This is a genomic window from Hubeiibacter jixunmingi, from assembly GCF_041928215.1.
GTDB lineage: Bacteria > Pseudomonadota > Gammaproteobacteria > Pseudomonadales > Moraxellaceae > Acinetobacter.
In genome coordinates this window covers 1-22,106 of record NZ_JBHFHK010000039.1, presented here as the reverse complement: position 1 = coordinate 22,106, position 22,106 = coordinate 1, and the positions used below count along the sequence as shown (strand labels likewise).

The window sequence follows — 22,106 nt, the reverse complement described above, 5'->3', positions numbered from 1 at the left end:
CCATTGGGCATCAGTAAGTGTTAGTCTATTCATATAATCAGAATAACTGATTTTCTTTGTATGTCAACACACCCTAGATTGATAGCGATCATCAACAAAAAAAAGGGCGTAATATTACGCCCTTTTTTATTTTTGAAATATGATTATGCTTGATTGAGATTGAGTTCTTGTAAAGCTTTGACACGCTGTTCAATACTTGGATGGGTACTGAATAAACTTTTTACATTAAAGCCATTAATCGCAAAAGCTTGCATCTCCTTTGGTAGCATAGCCTGTGTGCCTGCACTACCGCTTTGCAAGCGTAATAATGCATTGATCATTGACTGACGGCCTGCTAGGCGAGCACCTGCTTCATCAGCACGATATTCACGGTAGCGTGAGAACCACATTACGATTAAGCTAGCAAGGAAACCAAATACCATCTCTAGAACCATGCGAATCATAAAATAAGTCGGACTCACACCACCGCTTTGACCATCTCGCTTGAATAACATATTGTCAATTACACTACCAATGATACGTGCAAAGAACATTACAAATGTGTTTACCACGCCTTGGATCAAAGCCAAAGTCACCATGTCGCCATTCGCAATATGTCCAATTTCGTGGGCAATTACTGCTTCAACTTCATCTTCTGTCAGGTTATTCAGCAAACCTACTGACACCGCCATCAGTGCAGCATTTTTATTCCATCCTGTGGCAAAGGCATTTGGCTCAGCAGCAGGAAAAATACCCACTTCAGGGGTTTTAATCCCTGCTTTCTCTGCAAGGCGAGCAGTGGTCTGCATTAGCCATTGTTCAGTTGCATTAGTAGGTGTCTCGATCACACGTGTACCACTAGATTTTTTTGCAATCCACTTTGACATAAATAGCGAAATCAGTGAGCCTGTCATACCGATGGCAAAACAGAAAATCAATGTACCCAATAAATCTTGACCATTGCTTGCACCCACACCCAAAATGCTAAGTACAATCCCTGCCACAACCATCACGGCAAGGTTGGTCATTAAAAATAATACAATTCTCATCATGGTAAATTGATCTCCAAAGATATTTGCCTTTAAAACACATAATAAAAATTTTATGGGGCTATGTGAGAACAATTACAATGTAAAAAAATAACAAATAACTTAAGTTTACAAAAATATAATGATAAAAAATGGCAAAAGCAGAATAGATGCTTTTGCCATTTAGTTTTGATTTATTGATATATTTATTTAAACCTATACGTACCGTTACGCAACACAATCTGACGATTTGAATTATTACTGTAGTTTGGTGAAGTAGCCAATACACGATTGTTGCTGGTTGCTGCACCGTTATTTACAGTAATCGCTCCACCACCGCCACTGCCTGTTGCACCACCTGCATAAAGGTTTTGATAGCGACTGGTCACACGTCGTACATAATCTTGAGTTTCTTTGAAAGGCGGAATGCCACCGTATTTTTGTACGTTACCTTCGCCTGCATTGTATCCAGCGATTGCCAAATGTAAATTATTATCAAAACGTTTTAATAACCAGCTAAGATAGCGTGCACCAGCATAAATGTTTTGTTGAGGATCGTATGCGTTTGATACATTGAATCGACGTGCAGTTGCGGGCATAAGTTGCATCAAACCTTGTGCACCAACAGGTGAGCGTGCATTAGGGTTAAAACCTGACTCGGTATGCATGACTGCTTTAATCAGACCTTCAGAAACATTGTATGTTTGTGCTGCACTGCGAATAATATCGTCATAGCTATCACGGTTGCGACTATAGCTAGGTGCGACTGAAGCCTCGCTACTACCCCAGTTACGGTATGTATGAATGTTACTGTCAGGGAAGTAGGTGACACTTTGCTGTACGTAGCCACCGCTAGTCATCTTCTTATTAGTCAATAACGTTTCGCCGTCAGAGTCACGATAAACATAAGCGGCATTTGCGTGTACATTCTGTTGGAGTGTAACACATCCAGTCACGGCAAGCACCGAAGCAAGCAAGACTTTGCGACTTTTTAAGGTTAAGTTGGTCATTTGGCTAAATCATACATATTTACATTAACTTTATTTTAACAAAAAACTACCAATTCATAAAGCAATAAACGTGAGTAGCATCACAAATATTGTAAACGATGGTTTTTTGGATTTGTATTGATTGGCATAAATCATTGTATAACATGAGGTTAGGGTGAAAATAAAAAAATCTAAAAATATTTAAAAAAAAATGATTGATTTATTTATCTATATGAAATTTATAGATATTTTATAAAGGTTAAAAAATATACAAACAATGCTTATTGCTTTATTTTAGGAAGAAAAAGCCTGTCAAGCCCCAACTTATCCATAAAGTTATCCACAGATTTTGTGGAAAAGCTAATTTCATGCCTAAAATCATAGGTTTAGCATAAATCATTTTTATCTGTTTAAATGATGTACAAAAAATCAGATATTGCCATAATTTTTTTTGCGTACTAGATAAATGATGCTGAATAAATTCATTGAATCAGTTAAAATAATGTCCCACAAAAATTTTTAGCTTATTGCCATGTCTGTATCGCATTTTACACCCGTTGCTGAAACCGAAAAAACTCTACAGTTTACGCCAGAGCTACCAAATAGCTCAGCGTACTATCGATTACTAAAAAAATTACGTCGACAAGTAGGTCATGCAATCCGTGATTATAAAATGATTGAAGATGGCGATAAGGTGATGGTGTGTATTTCTGGTGGTAAGGACAGTTATACTTTATTGGATATTTTATTGCAGTTCAAACGTATCGCACCGATTAACTTTGACGTGGTTGCAGTAAATCTAGACCAAAAACAACCAGGTTTTCCAGAAGAAGTCCTGCCAAAATATTTGGAAGAAAATAATATTCCTTATTATATTTTGGAAAAAGATACATATAGTATCACCAAACGTCTCACGCCAGAAGGTAAGACCTATTGTGCGGTATGCTCACGTTTACGCCGTGGTTCTTTGTATGGCTTTGCGCAAGAGATTGGGGCAACAAAAGTCGCATTAGGTCATCATCGTGACGACATTTTGGCAACGTTTTTCCTTAACTTATTCCATGGCGGTAGCTTGAAAGCGATGCCACCAAAGCTATTGTCATCAGATAAGAAAAATATTTTGATTCGTCCTTTGGCATATGTAGAGGAAAAAGACATCATTAAATATGCACAAATGCGTCAATTTCCGATCATTCCTTGTAACTTGTGTGGTTCACAGGAAAATTTGCAACGTGCCATGCTGAACGAGATGTTAAGAGAGTGGGATGCACAATATCCAAAACGTCTACATAGTATTTTTGGTGCTTTACAAAACGTTTCGCCGTCACAGTTGGCAGACCGTGAATTATTCGATTTTGAAAAATTGGATAGTGAGCGTGAAATCGACTTTAAACCAAATGACGAAAAGCGTTTAGATATCGTTAATCTAACACTCAACGCAGATTAAATATACAATGTATTAAAATGCTGAGATCAAATGTCTCAGCTTTGACATAAATTGTAAGAATAATCTATATTTTAACGTTGGTTAAATCACAAAAGCGTGCTATAAACGTGGTTTGTGATATTTTAATCTACAGCGGACATTGCTGGGAAATTAGAATATATTGTCGTGTAAACCGATTTTGAGGATATGAAGATGCCTGTTTTTTTAACAGATGAATGGTTTAACACAGTTGAAGAGCTAACAGCGCAAGCAGGTGATCTCGCTTTACCACAAGCACTGACTAACTTATCAATTAATCTTATTGTAAATGATGCCGATGCGAATAAGGAATTGTCTTTACAATCAGGGCAAATTAAAAAAGGTTTGGTTGAAAATGCGAAAACCACATTAACGATGGATGCAGCGACCTTACGCAAGGTATTTTTAGAATATGATATGGCTGCAGCGATGCAGGCGTTTATGATGGGTAAAATCAAGGTTCAAGGTGATATGAGCCAATTGCTATCTTTACAAGCAGCAAGCCCAAACGATGCACAGAAAAGTCTATTCAAACAAATCTTGGCAAATACCCAATAAGGTAGATATCCAAAACAAAAAAAGCAACTCGATTGGGTTGCTTTTTTTATGCCAACTATTCAATATCAGATTTTAGCAATTTGCTCGGATGTCTTGATGTGCTCTAAATAGACCCGAATACGTTTCACATACTGTAAAGCTTGTTGATGGCGAGAGTTGGCTTTTTCGTTATTTTCTAAGTACTGATAAAGCGACATCCACTCTGAATCGTTTTTTCCTTCAGCTCGCAACTGCTTACGAATATCATTCACAGCATTTGGACCCATATTATAGGCGACTAGAGCGAACCAATTTCGATCTGGGTAAGGAATATCATTAAATCGGTCAAGCATGAGGTTAAAGTATTTCGCACCACCTTCAATACTTTGCGTTGGATCAGTACGATCTTCAACGCCCATCTGCTTGGCTGTGCTCTCTGTCAGCATCATCACGCCTCGTACACCAGTATGCGATACTGAGTCTGGTTTGAGATAAGATTCCTGATAAGCGATGGCTGTCAAAAACTCCCAATCCAAATTGTTTTGTTTAGCACTGGCTTTTAGGTTGAGCTTATAGCTAGGCAAACGTTCTTCAAGATTTCTAGTCATGGCATCGATATCATGCGATGGTAAATAATTGGTCGCATAGAAGTTTGCCAATTGATATAAAGCACCGCTATTTTTGCTATCACAAAGATAACTTTGAGCACTGCTCGGCAACATATGGTATTTTTTAGAAAACACCCAAGTTAGGTTTGTATTAAGCCCATTTTCCGTCATCGTGTTTACAGCATTACAGCTACCACTAATTTGCGTGACATACTGGCTATCTAAAGTACTGGTGGTAGTGAGTGCCATTTGTGCACGACCATCGTTAACCCAATCTAATGCCGTCTTATCACTATCGACTGTCACAAAATTGAGATTAACATGGATTTTTTCAGCATAATTACGAGTTAGGTCATAGCCAAAGCCATGTTTGAATCCGTCTTGTTCAAAAACAGTGCTTGGGCTAGGCGCAGCAACAATGGTAAGCGTTCGATATGGGAAACCAATCGTATTTGTGCTTGATGTATTAGTGTCGTTATCAAAATTTTGATAACTATGTGCAATATCAAATGCGAAAGGAAAAACCAACAATAATGACAGGGTAGTCTTAAACTTGATTGGTGTTTCTTGTATCGTTCTTAAGTAGTTTTTTTGAGTTGAGATAATTGATTGCATACGTTCTCCAGTAGTATATTTTATGAGCTTTAAATCTCATAAAATTATTTTTAGATCATCACCAAAATCGCATAAATGTAAGTCATAATACACACATTTTTACAACTTTTTTTGGTAAAAAAACTAAAATTTGAACAAGCCTACGTATTAAGATTTTTGCATTCTATAGGTAAAAAATTAAAACGTCAAATTTTTAGTAAAAATAGAATAATAATTATACAAAAAAACGTTTAAAAATACTTGATTTGAAATTAATTTCATAAAATTTACTAAATGTCAAATTTATTTTAGAAATGATGTTGCTGATAATTTATTAATTTTAAGACTGAATCGAAGTGTTATAAATTGTATTCTATATCAATGATGTACCAAACTTTTTTACCTTCTGGTGTGATGACAACTACCTCATCGTCAACCCTTTTGCCTAAACAAGCTCGTGCAAAAGGGGCATCAATCGACACAACATCTTTTTGATCATAAATTTCATCCGTACCGACGATACGAAGTCGAACTTGCTGTGTGGCTTCCAAGTTTTCTAAGCTTACCCAAGCACCGAAAAATACTTTGCCTGCTTGCTCTGCGTGATAAGTCACTCTTTCTGCATTTTCAAACAATTTCATGAGATAACGAATACGTCTATCTATTTCACGTAATCTTCTTTTATTATAAATATAGTCTGCATTTTCTGAGCGATCACCAAGACTTGCAGCCCAAGAAACGATCTTTGTAATTTCTGGTCGTTCAACAGAAACCAAGTGTTTTAATTCCTGTTGTAAACGATCGTAACCATCGCTAGTTAATAACTTACGTTTGCTAGAATTCATATCTACCTAATTGTGTCAATTTAAAAAAAACACCTCAAAAATCATAGTGAGTTTTGAGGTGTGCTAGAGTTATTTCTCTGTGTCAGTTAGCCAGTGCTATCTAAGAAGTTAGCTTGTCTAGCTTGGAAGTAATCACCCTGCAAATAACGCACATCAACATTCCAAGCATTGGCAAATGCAGACATATCGTTCAAGTCTTGGATAAGGAATTGTGTTTCTGCATTTAACTCTTTGAATGCATCAAGTTTTTCTTGAAGGTCGACCAATTTCTCATCATCTTTTAACTGTTCAGTAAATTCACTAGATAAACGTGCAAATTTCATTGGTACGTCTTGTAAAAGCTGTACGCTATACACCGAACCACCAAAGTCTTTTACACTTAGTCCGATATTATTATCTAATAATGCTTTACCAAAACGTTTACTTAGATCAAGATCTTTGGTCATGTCTTGCTCACGCAATTGTAAAATCAATGGACGAGTGTATTTTGAGTTAATTAGATTGACCAGTTTAGACAACAAAGCGATTAAGCTTGCATCATGCAAACTACCTTGATGGACGTTTACAACGATACGTGCTTTTGGTGACTGAACAAGGTACTGATGCAAACGTTTCGATGCTTCAACCAATAACCAACGATCTAGTTTTAATGCAAGTGCACTGTTGTGGTTGAGGCTCTCAAGGTCTTCAAGTGCGACCATTTGACCATTTTCATCTTTGAAGCTTGCAGTGATTTCGTACATATGCGTATCAATATCTTCCTTATCGTATAACTGTTGGAAAGATAATTGAATGCTGTTGTCATCAATCTGTTGCATTAAGGCATATTCTGTTGCTTGAAGTGCCATACTGTTTGCAAAACTTGCATCTTGAGGTGTTTCAATTTGCTCACCTAAAGATACTGCTGGTATGGTTTCAGTTGCTACAGGTGCTTCTACCACTGCCACTTCTTCTACTACTGGCTCAGCTACAATAGGTGCTTCAAATTGTAGTGTTGGTGCGACCTGTTGCTGTGTATCTTCTAAGCTAAATTGCAAATCATTATTAGACTGAGTAGGCGCGATCGAAGGCTCAAAGTTTAAGCTATGTTCAGTATCTAGGCTTAACGTTGGCTCAAGCTCAATGTGCGTACTTGCAGGATTATTACTTGACATATCAAAGCTTAAACCACCAGAAGATGATACAATTGATGCTTCTGGTGTTGGTTCAAGTGATAAGTTCATATCGTCTAATACAAAGTCCAATTCTGGTGCGGCTTGTTTTTCCACGGTAGGTGCTGGACTTGTAGCTTTTAGATCTGTATCTAAATCAAGTAAATCAATGCCTGAATTATCTAAGCTCAAAGGCTGGCTATCAAAAGTTGCTTGTGTAACAGGAGTGTGTTGCAAGTCCTGTTTTACAGTATTTTCAAAAGCAAAGTCTTTGGCTGTATGCGTTTGTGGTGCAGCAACTGCGTGACTTTGATTTGGATTGAATTGATTTGCGAAAGCACGCGCTAATGCGACAGGCATACGCTCAACATCAGGCAAATGATTTAGTAGCAATGAAGATAATTTTAAGCCTACTGGAAAAGACTCATTGGCTAAATGGATATTTTTTGGTAACTGTGCATAGATTGATTTTAGCTTGAGATTAAAATCTTGCTCATTATGCACTGCTTGCGTAGTCAAAAACACGGTTTCTGAAACACGAATTAAATCGTCAGCGACCAATCCAGCTAATTTTTTCGATACTTCTGCAAAATAATCACGGCTAGACTTCCAGCCTTGCTCAAGTGCGGCTGTTGGCAATTCATAAAGATGATATAAAACCACACCGACTTTATTGCTCTGCGCAAAAGAGAAAGTCAAATGGTCATGAATCTTCTGTGCATCTGCAAATTCATGTGCTTTAGATGATGTAGCACTATTAGCACCGCTTGTTGCAATAACGAGTTGCAAAGCTGGGTCTTCGTCGTACTCAGTTGGTGAAAAGCTAATTTCAAATTGCTTTTGATGTGCAAGAGGATTGGCAGAGGAGATTTCTAGTTTAGAATCTACAAAGTTATTCTTAGTCAGCTGTTTTAAAAACTGTTTAAACTGTTGAGGGTTCTCAGGTTGCAGCACATCCATGATTGGCATACCAACCAAGTCTTTTGCGTTTAAGCCAAAAAAGTGAGCATAATGATCGTTCGAAGAAATATGGATGCCTTCTTGGAAAATAGCGACAGCATATTCTGTAGTTTCGACTAGGGTTTGTGTTTGCTGTTGCAATTGATCAATTTCTACAGAAAGTTGATGCTCACGTTTCATTAAACGGCTAAGTGCTGTTGCACGTAGAACCGTAAGACTTAAGTGATGGATGTGCGCAGGATTAACGACATCGTAAGCACCAGACTTAAATAGCTTCGCACTATCATCACTATCAGGTTGTTTGTCAGTCAGAACGATAACAGGAATTTTTTTACCTTTTTCATTCAGTGTGCTGAGTGCTTTTTGGTGGTCAAAATCATAAGCATTACTAAAAACAATAACATCCCATTGCAAATTGAGCATTTTGTCAAAGCTTGCGAAATCGTCGAGTAGCTTGCCCATAGCTTTATGATTTTGCTTCTGTAATTCATCAGTAATCTGATTAAAAGTACTTTGTTGATGATCTACCATCAAAAAGCGAATAACATAGCTTATTGGTTTTTTATCGGCATGAGCTAATTTCATTTCAGGGATTCCCAAAGGTCTTGTGTTGTAGCAGAAATAATTTGTTGCGTAAAAAACTCGTCCAATTCGGCTTTTCTAGATTGCTCTAGAAGTCCGAAATTAAAACTAGCGCAACTTTGCGTTAAATTGGTACTTTTTTGCAAGAATATTTTTGTTTCAATCGTATCAAAACGTAAGCTTAAGTTTTGATTCTCATGGAATAATTGTGCACTTGGTAAAATGATCGCATAATCATTTGGACTTTCGATAGGACGATAGATTAGTGCAGGGTGGTAAACAGGTTGTGATACGTTTACTTTTGGAATGTACACAGCAACAGCACATATTTTATGAGATAAAACTTCTATGCCTAGCTCAACAGAACGGTCAGGTGCGTTCTTAAGCCAGCGGATTAAACCGCCATTCCAATGATTTTTTTGATTTTCTTTAATCAAAATAAAATCACCTGTACGTAGGTTTTTTACAGCCTCTGCTTGCCAACGCAATCCATAGCCTTTTTCGCTACGATTAATGATAGATGCTGTACGAATACGGAAAATCTCGTTGCTTAGTTGCTGTTCTTCCAAGCGTTGTAAGGATTTCACTTTTTGTTGCTGTGCGTATTCCAAAGATGATTCAGCGGCAGCAGTCGATTTGTATTCTTGAGAAATACTTTGCAAACCAAATCCAATATCAAGTTTTAAAGACTCTTTAAACTCTTTTGCACCTGAAATAAAGAAATGAGCAGGATGAATTCCTAAAGCAACCTGCACAAAACCTTCATCATTCAAACGTGGTTGAATACGAGTGAGTTTAAGCTGTAGTGTAGTGATGACATGATGTCTGAGTACACTCGATAACGATTTGCTATCACCCAAGTTACTTTGTTCGCTCAGACGGACATTTTTCTCGATATATGCAATCAAGTCCTGAAAATCAATAAAAGAAGCTGGTTCATTGCGGTATTCATCTGCGATATATACACGCGGTGCTATTTTTGACTCGTACAAGATGGCATAGTTAGTATCTGGAGTAGGCTTTGTATGCAGTTTTACGTATGGTGTCCAATCAGGTATCAAACGTTTCAACTCTTTTACTTCAGTTTGACGCAACTTATTACCATTTAAAATGCTAAATACCACCAAATTGATAAAGGCACGCTCAACGCTGTAAATCGTTTGATGTTGATTTGATTTACGTTCAACTTGTTCCTGCTCAAAATCATCTTTAAAAGCAGTCTGATAAATACTATAACAGGTCGCCCAAAATAATCTTGGTGGATCAACATAAATCAATTGTAATGAATACAATAGGTTATTAAAATGTTCTAAAGCATTAATCGCAGCATTATTACGCAGTTGGATTAGACGTTTTTTACCATTAAAGTTAAATAATGAGAATTTCGTTGTTTGGATTTGTTCGTGAGTACGTTCGAAAATTTCTTTATACAATAATGCTAAATGTGTCTTGATTTCTAGGACGAGATCTGAAATTTGTTGGTCACGCTTTGCATCGATTAATGCATGATCAAGGTAATGTTGCTCTAACGATGCAAACAAATGCGTGATTACAGGCTCAATGGTCTGTACAACGTCAAAACGTGTTTGTTCACTCCAGTCAATATGGCGTAGTTCAAGCAAACTAATAAAGACTTGTTTAGCTGCTTCACCAAGTTCAAAATCACGCAGGGCTAATCGCCACGCCTCAATATCTTCTGGGCGTGTACTAAAATAAGTGAGCGATTGAATATCAAATTCTACAGTTTCTTCAAACAGTCTATTAAGTTTGACAGACATGCTTTGCGTACCCCTAACAATCCATATTGTGTAATAAAGTCTATCACAATTGACCCAGTTTTAAAGCGGTGTTTTGCTTAATTCACCATTGACTTCACGCACAAGTTTTGGCACCAAGTAACCAGGTAATGCCAATCTTAACTGTTCTTGCAACTGGATAGCATTGCTATCTGGCTGATAGAAGCGGGCAGAACCAGCGACTTTATCCAAAACATGTAAATAGTAGGGTAGCACAGTAGCCTGAAATAGTCGATAGCTGAGTGCAGATAAAGTGACGGAATTATCATTTATTCCCTTAAGCAAGACAGATTGATTCAAACAAATCACATTTTTTTGTCTTAAGTCATGCATAGCTCGATCGAACTCTTGGTCTAATTCTTGAGCGTGATTAGCATGTACAACCATGACTTTTTGTTGAGGGATATCATCCAAAATTTGTAAAAACTCAGCATCAATCCGCTGTGGAATAACCACAGGTAAACGTGTGTGAAAACGTATTGTCTTGATTTGAGTGAGGCTTGAAAAGCGATTCAGCCAAACTTTTAATTTTTGATTAGTTAAAGATAATGGATCGCCACCACTCAAAATAATTTCATTAATTTCAGGATGTGACACGATGTATTGTTGAATATCTAACCAATCTTGTGATTTAGGCATATTATCATTGTATGGAAAATGACGCCGAAAACAGTAACGACAATGAATAGCACAAGCCCCAGTCAAAGTTAACAAGACGCGAGAGGCATATTTGTGCAACAAGCCGGTATGTGGGTTGGCTTGTAATTCATGCAGAGGATCAGTAATAAAATCGCTTGGGTTATGCATTTCCAAATGATGCGGTAACACTTGCAATAACAGTGGGTCAAAAGCATTACCTTGTTGCATTTTTGCAACGAACTGACGTGGTACACGCAGACGAAATTGCTGATTTGCTAATAATGCATCGTCACTAAGATCATATTTTGTGAGTTTTAGCTGTTCAAGTAGTTCAAAAGGGTCGGTAATCAAGTCATTTAATTGCGATTGCCAGTTTTGATTTTTGAACAAATAGTTTATCATGTGCAGTGATTTTTGATGATGTGGTCGTTGTGCCGTATTATAATCGAATTTTCGTTAAAATTGTTAAAGCGGAGTGTGCCAATCATGGCCAGTTTTTCTACAAATGAATTTAAGCAAGGCTTAAAAGTCATGCTAGACGGTAACCCATGTTCAATCATGGAGAATGAATATGTAAAACCAGGTAAAGGTCAGGCCTTTAACCGTGTAAAATTACGTAACCTTAAAACAGGTAAAGTGTTAGAAAAAACTTTCAAATCTGGTGATTCTTTGGAAGCTGCTGACATCGTTGAAGTAGAAATGGAATATCTCTACAATGACGGCGAAATGTGGCACTTTATGAACCCAGAAAACTTTGAACAGCTTGCAGCTGACAAAGTTGCTATGGGCGATGCAGTCAAATGGTTAAAAGATGACTCAAATGAAAAATGTTCAGTGATGTTATTTAATGGCGTACCATTAAATGTGAGCGCACCAAACTTTGTTATCTTAAAAATCGTCGAAACTGATCCAGGTGTGAAAGGTGATACAGCCGGTACTGGCGGTAAACCTGCAAAACTTGAAACTGGTGCTGTAGTACGCGTACCATTGTTTGTACAGCAAGAAGAAAGCATTCGTGTTGATACACGTACAGGTGATTATTTAGAGCGCGCTTAAGCTTTAGATGGTCATTCTAAAAAGCAGTCTATCAAATAGGCTGCTTTTTTATTAGACTTATTTTATTTAACATAATATACATTATACGAAATTATAATATAAGGTAACCTTAAGGCTATTTTTATGCCAATACAGTGTTAAAAAATTATACTTTGGATTGATTGCATCAATTTTCTAAACCAAATCACACAGTCTAAAATGATTAAATGCAAAAACAAATCGTGCTATTATATATGCCAATTTTTGTTTTGCTTACTATGATGTCTTTGATTCACGTACAACAGCTCGACCAAATCTTACCGCAAACCCAATGTGGTCTCTGTGGCTATTCACTGGGTTGCCTGCCTTATGCTCAAGCCATGCTTGATGGCGAAGCTGCCAACCTTTGTGTACCCGGTGGTCAGCCTGTGGCAGATCAACTTGCCCAAATTTTGGGTCGTGAATCTTTGCCTGTCGAGCCTAGCGTTTGGGCTGTGCAAGCTGATGGCCGTCCCCAACGTATGCTTGCGGTAATCCGTGAAGATGAATGCATTGGCTGCACCAAATGTATTGCAGCATGTCCTGTCGACGCCATCATTGGTACGGGAAAAATGATGCATACAATTTTGACTGATTTATGCACAGGTTGTGAGCTATGTATTGAGCCTTGCCCTGTGGATTGTATTGATTTGATTGAGGATTTATCACCTTTACCCGATGCAACTCAACGTCAAGTACAGCAAGATGATTTACGTCAGCGTTACCAAGCTCATCTGAAGCGTGAAAGTTTACGCCGTGAAAATCGTATTAGCCAACGCCCAACCACCAAAGCCATTGCAAGCAACTATGAAATTAATGCTCTTTTAAATGAGAATGAAAATCAATTAATTAAAGTCGCAGACGATAGACAACAGCATTTGACTAACCCTCAGCAGACCATAGAAATGGCAAAAATTCGTTCACAAATCAACAAATTAAGCAAACAACTTTCTGTACGTGCTGATGCCAAAAAGCAACAGCAATTAGAACTTTTGCAACAGCAATTACAACAACTACAAGGTTAAATAAGGACGAAATAGGACAAAATCATGACCAAAACCAGTAAAATCACCGCTGAAAAAACGGCAAAACCTAAAGCCAAAACGCCAGCCAAATCCAAGCCAAAAGCCAGCCCTGATAATCAATTTAAGCCTAGTGATAGCAAGGCAATGAGCAAAGCACAAATACATACCTTCTTTGAACGCCTACAACAACAACGTCCTGAGCCAAAAACCGAATTAAATTATAATTCGCCATTTCAATTGTTAATTGCGGTATTATTATCCGCCCAAGCCACTGATGTCAGTGTGAATAAAGCCACCGAACAGCTGTTTATTGATGCCCCAGATGCCTATAAAATGTATGCCTTAGGCATTGAAAAACTTAAAGATTATATTAAAACCATTGGCTTATATAATGCCAAAGCAGAAAATGCCATCAAAACCTGTCAGATTTTGATTGAACAATATCAAGGTGAAATTCCACAAAATCGTGAGCAGCTCGAAGCTTTACCTGGTGTGGGAAGAAAAACGGCAAATGTCGTTTTGAACACCGCTTTTGGACAACTGACCATGGCAGTCGATACGCATATTTTCCGTTTAGGCAACCGTACTGGTTTGGCAAAAGGCAAAGATGTTTTGGCGGTAGAACATAAGTTATTGAAAGTAATACCAAAAGATTTTTTATTGGATGCACATCATTGGTTGATTTTGCATGGTCGTTATTGCTGTACCGCTCGTAAACCAAAATGCGGTGAATGTATTGTCTCAGATGTGTGCAATTGGAAGCATCGTTTTGATTATGGTGCAGAAATTCCAGTATTGGCAATTTCTGCACAAGATATTGAAAATGATTAGTTTTTAGAAATTTTGGAAAAATAATGACAGCTACTAACCCAACACAAATCTTAGCAACAACAGAACATAATTTTGCACAATATATTCGTATTTTGGGCAAAGGTAAAACTGGTCATCGCTCACTCAGTTTTGATGAAGCTTATCAAGCCTTTAGCATGATTTTAAAAGGTGAAGTGCTGGATTTGCAAATTGGGGCTTTTTTGATGTTATTACGCGTCAAAGAAGAAAGCGTAGAAGAATTAGCCGCATTTGTGCAAGCCAGTCGTGATAATATGCAGTTGCCCAAATTATTACAAGCAGTAGATTTAGACTGGTCGAGCTATGCAGGCAAACGCAAACATTATCCTTGGTTTGTATTATCGGCATTGACTTTGGCACAGCATGGCTATCGTGTGGTGATGCACGGTACGGAAGGTCATAGCGAAAATCGCTTATATACCGCTCAGGCTTTAAGAGCATTAAATATACAGATTTGTCAGGATTTAAATGATGTTGAAGCACATTTAAATCAGCAGCATTTTGCCTATATTGCTTTGCCACTACTCTCGCCTAGCTTGGCAAAAATGATTGATTATCGGCAATATTTTGGCTTACGTTCACCGATTAATAGCCTGACTCGCCTGCTCAATCCTTTTGATGCCAAAGCCACGATGCAAGCGATTTTTCACCCTGCTTATCGCAATAGTCACCAACAAGCGGCAAAACTATTGGGCTATCAAAATAGCGTGGTGATGAAAGGTGAAGGTGGTGAATTTGAACGTAATCCTGATGCCAAAACGTTGCTCTGCGGTATTCGACATGGTGAATTGTATGAATTGGAATTACCAAAACTCAATGCCCATCGTTCCGAGATTGAAAACGAATTTGATTTAAACTTTTTCCTGCAAGTTTGGCAAGGTACGGTAAATCATGATTATGGTTTACAAGCGATTATTGAGACGATGGCGATTGCATTGATGACGATGAATGTTTGTATGGATTATCGTCAAGCACAGCAAAAGGCGTTAACGCTTTGGCAAACACGATTTGAAAAGTAAATTTTAGATGGATATATCTTAAACATTGCGTCGTAAGATTTATTCACTATTTTTTATTTTAATTTTATAAATTTAAAAGGCTCAACTAAAACCAAATCCAACGCAGAATTAAAACAACAATCAATGCACTCACCGCATCGCCATGTCGTCTTTTCCCCCAACTCTGTAAGGCAAAATAGCTCACATAACACAGTACCGTCACAGTGAAATAATGCCCTAAATGTTTTAATCCATTTTGAAAAACACTCAAAACAGTGATTAACATCACCACAGCATAAAACACATAAAAGATAAAATCAGCCAGTGACGATTCACTGGTATTTTTTTGATTTTCTATTTGATTTTCAGCATGTTGTGATGTATTCCAAGTTGGATAGCAATATAGCCCACCATCTGTAGAACCAGCAGCTTGTTTCATTAAATCATCAGGGAAAAAACTACGTTGATTGAGTGCGATAAAAAATTCAGCACCGCCTTTGGCATCAGTCGGAATCATATAAGCTTGTTCTTGCCCACTCACCCAAACATATAAACAGTCTGATTTTGTTAAGCCATTGTCTTTAAAACAAACTCGGATAATATCTTGCCATAAAATTTGATAAGACCACGCTTGTTTGTAAGGCGGATTTGCTTGGACATAAATAAATTTTTCATCAAATTGAATGAAAAACCATGTGGGAATATCCGCTACTGGTTCAAAAAATGATTTTATTTTACTGAAAAATTTGGGCAACATTTTTCCCTGAATCCAAATACTGTGTCTTAGCTAAAAAATGTACAGTATTTTATGATTTAATGAAATTTAATTGGTTTAAACTCATCATCGTGACTTTGTTCATGGCTGTCACAATGTTCATCTTCTTTTTTGCTACCACGGTCGATATAGCCAGTACGTTCATTTTCTGGTAAATGCTTACTTTCCCAAATTAATACCGCTTGCATACAAGTTTGGCGTTGTTCTTTAGTCAAAGCTACGCCATTGTCCCATTTGCCAATCTCAACCGCAGTTTTGAGTTTTTCTACGATTTCAGGATTTAGGGTTTTTAAAATTTGTTCAATATTCATTACATTTCTCTTAAGACAATTATTTAAAAATGATATAGCCTCAAGGCTACTCATCATTAAGATCGCCACTATTCCAACCTAATTTTGTACGACAAGCTGCATAAAAATCATAACCAGGTGGATGCAATAAAGTGAGCTTAAATGGGTGCTTTCGTACATACAACCAGTCACCCACATGTAAGCTCACACTGGCTTGACCATCAGCACTAACCATTGCTAGGACATGATTTTCACATACTTTAATTTTGATTTCACTATTGCCTCCAACCACGATTGGGCGTGATGTCAAAGTATGTGGATGCATCGGTACAATGACCATGGCATTGATATTTGGATGTACAATTGGTCCTCCGCCTGATAAAGCATATGCGGTTGAACCTGTCGGTGATGATAAAATCAGACCATCACTGTGCTGACGACATACAAATAGTCCATCAATATACAGCTCAAAGTCAATCATATTGACAGACTTACCATGTAGAACCACATCATTTAAAGCAATATCATGATAAATCACATTATTATCAGAGCGTATTTCTGTTTCTAGTAAAAAACGTTGATCGGTAACAAATTCGCCTCTTAGAATCATTTCTAATTTTTGTAATACTTCTTTTGGGCTGATGTCAGTCAGAAAACCTAATCTACCACGGTTGACGCCAATCACTGGAACATTATGCCTAGCCATAATACGTGCTGCACGCAGTAGCGTTCCGTCTCCACCAACCACAATCACCACATCTGCGGCTAGACCCATATGAGCACGACGACACGTTTGGACATTTTCGAGCTGGCACATCTTGGCTGTGTCTTCATCAAAAATAGGATGCAGACCTTGCTGGATAAGAAAATCATAAATCATATGCAAGGTTTCAATGACTGATACCTTACCCGGGCGACCAATAAGCCCAACGTTACGAAAAGATTTAGCCTGAAGTTGCAACGCTGATTGCTCCGAAAAAATATGCTTTATGATAACATTGTGCAAGCAATATTCCCAAGTCTTAATCGCTAAATTATTGTACTTTTTGCGTCTAGGTTATCAATTTTACAACATTTTACGGATTGCAAAAACCTTATTTTTCACGCATTATTGCCGGAAATCGTCTTAATTTTTCGGCTACATAAATGCAACAACAACGTGGTTTTGGTCTAATTTGGTTTATTCTTTTGGTCGGGCTGATCATCGGCTGTATCGTCTTGGGTATTTATTTGGTCAAATTAGACAATATAATTCGTGATCGTTTTGAGGGACAGCGTTGGGATATTCCAGCTAAAGTGTACGCTCGCCCACTTGAGCTCACAGCACAATCAGGTTTGAGCCAAGATGAAATCTTAAACGAATTAAAATTGTTAAATTATCAAAAAACCAATAATGATAAACAAACAGGTGCCTATACCGTCAAAGGTAATCAAATGCTGATTCATACGCGTGGATTTGACTTTGGTGATAGCAAAGAACCTGAACGCATTATTGAACTAAACTTTAAGTCTGGTGGTCTAGATACCATTCGTGCAACCAATCCAAGTAAAAACGGTGTTTTACGTTTAGAGCCTATGGAAATCGGCGGTATTTATCCGCAACATAACGAAGACCGTGTTTTGGTCAAGATTCAAAACGTACCGCAGACCCTTATTGACGCATTGATTTCTACCGAAGATCGTAACTTTTATCAACATTATGGTTTATCTTTACGTGGTACGGCACGTGCCATAGTCAGTAACGTTCAAGGTGGCAGACGTCAAGGTGGCTCGACCATCACACAGCAGCTTGTGAAAAATTTTTACTTAAGCTCTGAGCGTACTTACAAACGTAAAATCAATGAAGCATTTATGTCAATGCTACTGGAATTGCACTACAACAAAAATGAAATCTTAGAAGCATACCTGAATGAAGTAAACCTTGGTCAAAATGGTAACTACTCTGTCAACGGCTATGGTCTAGCGTCACAATTTTATTTTGGTAAGCCACTGCGTGAGCTAAATACTGCACAAATGGCATTTTTAGTAGGTATTGTAAATGGTCCATCTTATTACAATCCTTGGAAATCGCCAGAACGTGCTTTGGAGCGTCGTAATATTGTTTTAAATAATATGTTGGTTAATGGCAAACTGAGCCAAGCGGATTATGATAAAGAGGTTAAGCGTCCTTTGGGTGTGCTAAAATCCCCTGGCGTGATTCCCGTGCGATTCCCTGACTATATGGACATTGTGCGTCGCCAGCTGAAAGAGCAATATAATGAAGAAGATATTACCAATAAAGGTCTAAAAATCTTCACCGCTTTAGATCCACAAGCACAAAATCGTATCCAAACGACTTTTGTCAGCTCGGTCAACCGCTTATCATCACAAAGCAGTGTTTTGAACGGATTGCAAGGTGCTGTTATTGTTTCTCAGCCTAAGACGGGCGAGATTGTTGCGGCAGTTGGTGGCACGACAGAATTTACTGGATTTAACCGTGTTATTGATGCACGTCGTCAAGTTGGTTCATTATTAAAACCTGTCATCTATTTACAAGCTATGCAAAGCGGTCGATATAGCTGGGCGAGTCGTGTCAATGACAGTGCGGTAGTGATCAAAGCCCCTGGTTTTAAAGACTGGTCACCAAAAAACTATGGCGATGGTGAACATGGCTTGACTCAACTACAAACCGCACTTGCAAACTCGTACAATCTCACTGCTGTACGCCTCGCTCAAGAAGCTGGCACGCCAGTATTTATTAACAATCTGCGTAAGCTCGGTATTCGTTCACCTATTGAGTCTTATCCTTCTATTTGGCTTGGTGCAGTGAATTTATCACTACTTGAAATGCTCGGGGTTTATCATAACTTCGCTGCTGCAGGGACTTATCGTGCTCCAAGTGCGATTCGTGCTGTAGTCGATGCAGATGGGCGTACTATAACGAAATATAATGCACAACAACCAGTACAAACTATTGATCCGAATACGGCTTATGTGATGGATTATGGTTTACAGCAAGTCATGAAAAATGGTACAGGTCGTGCAGGTTATAACGCTTTTCCAGAGCTTAACGTTGCAGGTAAATCAGGTACGACTAATGATGCACGTGATTCTTGGTTTGCAGGTTATACTGGCAATTATTTGGCAGTAGTTTGGCTTGGAGATGATACCAATAAACCGATTGGTCTAACAGGGTCATCTGGTGCATTGCCAGTATGGATTAATGTGATGCGTCAGCTCAAAAACACCAAAAATGATTTGCAACAACCTGCTGGTGTTGAATGGAAATGGGTGGAAAGTGATGGCGAAGGCAAAACTCTACTGTCTAGCGAGAGTTGTCAGGGTGCGTCTTATATTCCAATGTTAGTCAATACAGTTCCTCGCACTTTATCTCCTTGTACGGGTGGTGACTTCACGCCAAATAATGGTGCAACAATTTATGATGATTTTGGTAGCGGTGCAAGTATGCCACCGAAAACTGAAGAAGCACCAATCACTCGTTTTGGTGATGACAACCCACCACCTTATCCAGCACAGCCTCAACCTCAACAAAATCGTGCACCACGAATTTATGAGTCAAATGAGCCAGATCCCCAACCAAATGAGCAACCCTCTACCATTTCTCAAGGGGGCTACCGCTCTTACTAACAACGCATTCATAAAATAAAAAAACTCAATAAAAGCATTCATTTACTGATCAAATGAGTGCTTTTTTGTTGATGTATTGCTCATTATCATAATTAATGTAATAATTTATATACATTTTATAATGGACATAGTAGTAATGAACAAAAAATTGGTTTTAGCACTAGGGATCAGTACGGCTTTGGCAGGCGTTGGTTTAGCTGGTGTCACATATGCAGACAGTAAGTTGAAAGATATTTATCAAAATCCAAAAATGAGTCATTTAAAAGATTTTAAAACGACTAAAAAGATTTTGGTATCACTGGCGGTGAGGTTGAATGGCAAGCGAAAATTGCTTTAGACCCTTGTAGTGCTAGTGAAAAACAATCATTGACGGTTAAAAGTGCTGATAAAATTACGCGTAGTCTGACAGGATATAATATTCACTCTGAGGTGCATTTTGAGAGTGCTGATAAAGATGTTAATCAGATACTGCAAAAATTACCAGCCTTACAATCAGACACACACGTAAATTGGAGTGGTAAAGGTGATACCAAAGTCACTTTACCTAATGGTTCAGTGAACATCGAAGATGGTACGATGAACTGGGATAATGTTACGGCTCACTTTAACTTTTTCCCAAAAGATAAAGAATATTTTACCCAAGATTTAACCATGAATATTGATAAATTTAAAATCAATAGTCCAAGTAAATTCGATTTGGGAATTGACAAGTTTACTTACGAAGACAATATTAGTAGAGATTACAGCGTCCTAAGTGATGGTAAATCTTCTACCAAATTTGCAAAAGTATATCTTAATTCACTGCAAGCAGATAAAGCAGCTCAATTTGAAATCAATAACATCGACATTCAAGGTGAAAGCACCAACAAAAATGGCAAACTCGATTTCAATATGGTATATAAAATCGCAGATGTTCATTTCAAAAGTGGTGAAAGCGACTTTAGCAGTAAAGACAATATATTTAATCTAAAGTTTACAGATTTAAATGCTGAAACGTCTGTTAAATTATTAAAATATTTAGAAAAATCGCAAAATCAATGTATTGCAAACTGGAATACGACACCAGAGGCACAGCAACTCGTCCTCGAGCTAATTAATAGTGGCTTTCATATTGAATCAAAAAATAATCAGATTAATTTAGCTGACGGTAAGATTAAGGCGGATGCTGTATTTACGCTACCAAAGCAAGTAAGTACTGACCTAAAAACAGCAATGCAAAATGCCATGACTTCTGCAAGCTATAATTTGCAAGTTGAAGCGGATAAACCAGTTGTCAATAGTTTGATTGCTTTAGCTTCATCTAAAGGTGCTATAGATGCTGGCAATAGTATGGATCAAGAGTTTATGCTGCAACAGTATGCACAAGCGATTGGGGCAACAGTAACCGCAGATAAAGTGACTTTGATTAAAAGCAAACCTTAATTGACAGTGCTACATATTGATATTCAAATAGGTGAAATTCGTTTCGCCTATTTTTATTGCAGAATGTGAGATTGAGGTGCTTTTTAGCCACCAGCCTGATATGGAACAGCACAAGATTGAATGTCTTTTGAGTGCTCAAATTTTAGCAATAAAAAAAAGAGCAGTTAAAAAACTGCTCTTTTTAGATAAAGTATTTGATACCTTATCGTAGCTGATTATTCAACTACACGTACTTCTTCTGCTTGCAAGCCTTTTTGACCTTGACCTACAGAGAATTCTACACGTTGACCATCACGTAGGCTACGGTGACCTTCGCCTAGGATAGAACGGAAGTGAACAAATACATCTTCACCAGTAGAACGTTGAATAAAACCAAAACCTTTTGTATCGTTAAACCACTTAACGGTACCCTGTTCACGTGCTGTCATGATAATTCCTCATAATTGACGGCGAGATTAAGATGGACAAAGCAGTGTGTGAACAGCAGAGAACGTGACACAAATCAAACAAGTTCTGTGGTAGATATTCAGAACTTTCAACAACAGCTTACTATATCCTTCAGTAATTTTAATATGCTCATTTTTTGCTATAAGTTGTTCAAACCAAGCAGTAACAATCTAAAACTACAATCACAGCTTAACACTTTGTGAAATAATTGCAAGTTTATTTTGAATTTATTGTAACTGTATTGTTTAAAAAATTATCTTTTTCAAGATTCAAATAAATAATATCCAAATTTTAAACGATGGTTTGGATGGTAAGATAATGAAAATATTAATTATTTTTAAATAAAAAATATAAGCTAGGGTGTGTTGACATACAAAGAAAATCAGTTATTCTGATTATATGAATAGACTAACACTTACTGATGCC

19 protein-coding genes and 2 pseudogenes are annotated in these 22,106 nt (G+C 37.6%); 10 read left to right on the top strand and 11 right to left on the bottom strand.

Annotation, left to right across the window (positions count from 1 at the left end; genetic code table 11):
* Positions 1 to 143: 143 nt before the first annotated feature.
* Positions 144 to 1,031, bottom strand: a complete 888-nt coding sequence (gene htpX, locus ACEYX7_RS07240; protein ID WP_374804217.1) for a protease HtpX — start codon at positions 1,029 to 1,031, stop codon at positions 144 to 146.
* 182 nt (positions 1,032 to 1,213) lie between these two features.
* Complete coding sequence (locus tag ACEYX7_RS07235; protein WP_374804219.1) at positions 1,214 to 2,017, bottom strand: lytic transglycosylase domain-containing protein; 804 nt, start codon at positions 2,015 to 2,017, stop codon at positions 1,214 to 1,216.
* A 511-nt stretch (positions 2,018 to 2,528) separates the two neighbouring features.
* Here ACEYX7_RS07235 and ttcA point away from each other — a divergent pair.
* The gene (ttcA, locus tag ACEYX7_RS07230) at positions 2,529 to 3,443 is read left to right on the top strand and encodes a tRNA 2-thiocytidine(32) synthetase TtcA (RefSeq protein WP_374804220.1); all 915 of its coding nucleotides are present in this window, start codon (positions 2,529 to 2,531) and stop codon (positions 3,441 to 3,443) included.
* A 192-nt stretch (positions 3,444 to 3,635) separates the two neighbouring features.
* Positions 3,636 to 4,019: an SCP2 sterol-binding domain-containing protein gene (locus ACEYX7_RS07225; protein WP_374804222.1), complete on the top strand. Its 384-nt coding sequence runs from the start codon at positions 3,636 to 3,638 to the stop codon at positions 4,017 to 4,019.
* A gap of 65 nt (positions 4,020 to 4,084) precedes the next feature.
* Here ACEYX7_RS07225 and ACEYX7_RS07220 read toward each other — a convergent pair whose 3' ends face one another.
* The 5 genes from ACEYX7_RS07220 to epmB all read right to left on the bottom strand — a co-directional run bounded on the left by ACEYX7_RS07220 (position 4,085) and on the right by epmB (position 11,575).
* A complete protein-coding gene (locus tag ACEYX7_RS07220; protein ID WP_374804224.1) occupies positions 4,085 to 5,221 on the bottom strand; it encodes a transglycosylase SLT domain-containing protein in 1,137 nt (378 codons plus the stop codon).
* A 338-nt stretch (positions 5,222 to 5,559) separates the two neighbouring features.
* Positions 5,560 to 6,045: a transcription elongation factor GreB gene (gene greB, locus ACEYX7_RS07215; RefSeq protein ID WP_374804226.1), complete on the bottom strand. Its 486-nt coding sequence runs from the start codon at positions 6,043 to 6,045 to the stop codon at positions 5,560 to 5,562.
* An 86-nt stretch (positions 6,046 to 6,131) separates the two neighbouring features.
* On the bottom strand, positions 6,132 to 8,741 hold the full coding sequence (locus ACEYX7_RS07210; RefSeq protein WP_374806908.1) for an EAL domain-containing protein: 2,610 nt from the start codon (positions 8,739 to 8,741) through the stop codon (positions 6,132 to 6,134).
* The gene (locus ACEYX7_RS07205; protein WP_374900376.1) at positions 8,738 to 10,516 is read right to left on the bottom strand and encodes a hypothetical protein; all 1,779 of its coding nucleotides are present in this window, start codon (positions 10,514 to 10,516) and stop codon (positions 8,738 to 8,740) included. Before ACEYX7_RS07205 ends, ACEYX7_RS07210 begins: the two co-directional genes overlap by 4 nt.
* A 60-nt stretch (positions 10,517 to 10,576) precedes the next feature.
* The gene (epmB, locus tag ACEYX7_RS07200) at positions 10,577 to 11,575 is read right to left on the bottom strand and encodes an EF-P beta-lysylation protein EpmB (RefSeq protein WP_374900375.1); all 999 of its coding nucleotides are present in this window, start codon (positions 11,573 to 11,575) and stop codon (positions 10,577 to 10,579) included.
* 84 nt (positions 11,576 to 11,659) lie between these two features.
* Between epmB and efp the strand changes: the two genes are divergently transcribed.
* The 5 genes and pseudogenes from efp to ACEYX7_RS07175 all read left to right on the top strand — a co-directional run bounded on the left by efp (position 11,660) and on the right by ACEYX7_RS07175 (position 15,140).
* Positions 11,660 to 12,229 (top strand): elongation factor P, encoded by a 570-nt coding sequence (gene efp, locus ACEYX7_RS07195; protein ID WP_374804234.1) that lies wholly within the window; start codon positions 11,660 to 11,662, stop codon positions 12,227 to 12,229.
* Positions 12,230 to 12,486: 257 nt separating this feature from the next.
* Positions 12,487 to 13,014, top strand: a pseudogene (locus ACEYX7_RS07190) (RnfABCDGE type electron transport complex subunit B); the annotation flags it as partial.
* Between the two features lie 126 nt (positions 13,015 to 13,140).
* Positions 13,141 to 13,272: pseudogene (locus ACEYX7_RS07185) on the top strand (RnfABCDGE type electron transport complex subunit B); the annotation flags it as partial.
* A 144-nt stretch (positions 13,273 to 13,416) separates the two neighbouring features.
* Positions 13,417 to 14,103 (top strand): endonuclease III, encoded by a 687-nt coding sequence (gene nth, locus ACEYX7_RS07180; protein ID WP_374804250.1) that lies wholly within the window; start codon positions 13,417 to 13,419, stop codon positions 14,101 to 14,103.
* 23 nt (positions 14,104 to 14,126) lie between these two features.
* Positions 14,127 to 15,140 (top strand): glycosyl transferase family protein, encoded by a 1,014-nt coding sequence (locus ACEYX7_RS07175; RefSeq protein WP_374804236.1) that lies wholly within the window; start codon positions 14,127 to 14,129, stop codon positions 15,138 to 15,140.
* Positions 15,141 to 15,225: 85 nt separating this feature from the next.
* Here ACEYX7_RS07175 and ACEYX7_RS07170 read toward each other — a convergent pair whose 3' ends face one another.
* Genes ACEYX7_RS07170 through ACEYX7_RS07160 form a run of 3 tightly spaced genes read right to left on the bottom strand, consistent with a single transcriptional unit; the run spans position 15,226 to position 17,145 of the window.
* Positions 15,226 to 15,876 carry a hypothetical protein gene (locus tag ACEYX7_RS07170; RefSeq protein ID WP_374804238.1) on the bottom strand — a complete coding sequence of 217 codons (651 nt, stop codon included), beginning with the start codon at positions 15,874 to 15,876 and terminating at the stop codon, positions 15,226 to 15,228.
* Positions 15,877 to 15,932: 56 nt separating this feature from the next.
* Entirely contained in the window at positions 15,933 to 16,205 is a 273-nt protein-coding gene (locus tag ACEYX7_RS07165; protein WP_374804240.1) for a YeaC family protein, read from the bottom strand.
* A gap of 46 nt (positions 16,206 to 16,251) precedes the next feature.
* Positions 16,252 to 17,145, bottom strand: coding sequence for an NAD(+) kinase (locus ACEYX7_RS07160; protein WP_374804242.1), 894 nt, complete (start codon positions 17,143 to 17,145; stop codon positions 16,252 to 16,254).
* Between the two features lie 185 nt (positions 17,146 to 17,330).
* Here ACEYX7_RS07160 and mrcB point away from each other — a divergent pair, with 185 nt between their 5' ends.
* The 3 genes from mrcB (at position 17,331) to ACEYX7_RS07145 (ending at position 21,233) form a co-directional block, all read left to right on the top strand.
* Positions 17,331 to 19,811, top strand: coding sequence for a penicillin-binding protein 1B (mrcB, locus tag ACEYX7_RS07155; RefSeq protein WP_374804244.1), 2,481 nt, complete (start codon positions 17,331 to 17,333; stop codon positions 19,809 to 19,811).
* A 136-nt stretch (positions 19,812 to 19,947) separates the two neighbouring features.
* Positions 19,948 to 20,148, top strand: coding sequence for a hypothetical protein (locus ACEYX7_RS07150; protein WP_374900374.1), 201 nt, complete (start codon positions 19,948 to 19,950; stop codon positions 20,146 to 20,148).
* A 29-nt stretch (positions 20,149 to 20,177) separates the two neighbouring features.
* A complete protein-coding gene (locus tag ACEYX7_RS07145) occupies positions 20,178 to 21,233 on the top strand; it encodes a DUF945 family protein (RefSeq protein WP_374900372.1) in 1,056 nt (351 codons plus the stop codon).
* Positions 21,234 to 21,448: 215 nt separating this feature from the next.
* On the opposite strand, the gene ACEYX7_RS07140 is transcribed toward ACEYX7_RS07145, so the two are convergent.
* Positions 21,449 to 21,661, bottom strand: coding sequence for a cold-shock protein (locus tag ACEYX7_RS07140; protein ID WP_374804248.1), 213 nt, complete (start codon positions 21,659 to 21,661; stop codon positions 21,449 to 21,451).
* Positions 21,662 to 22,106: the final 445 nt, after the last annotated feature.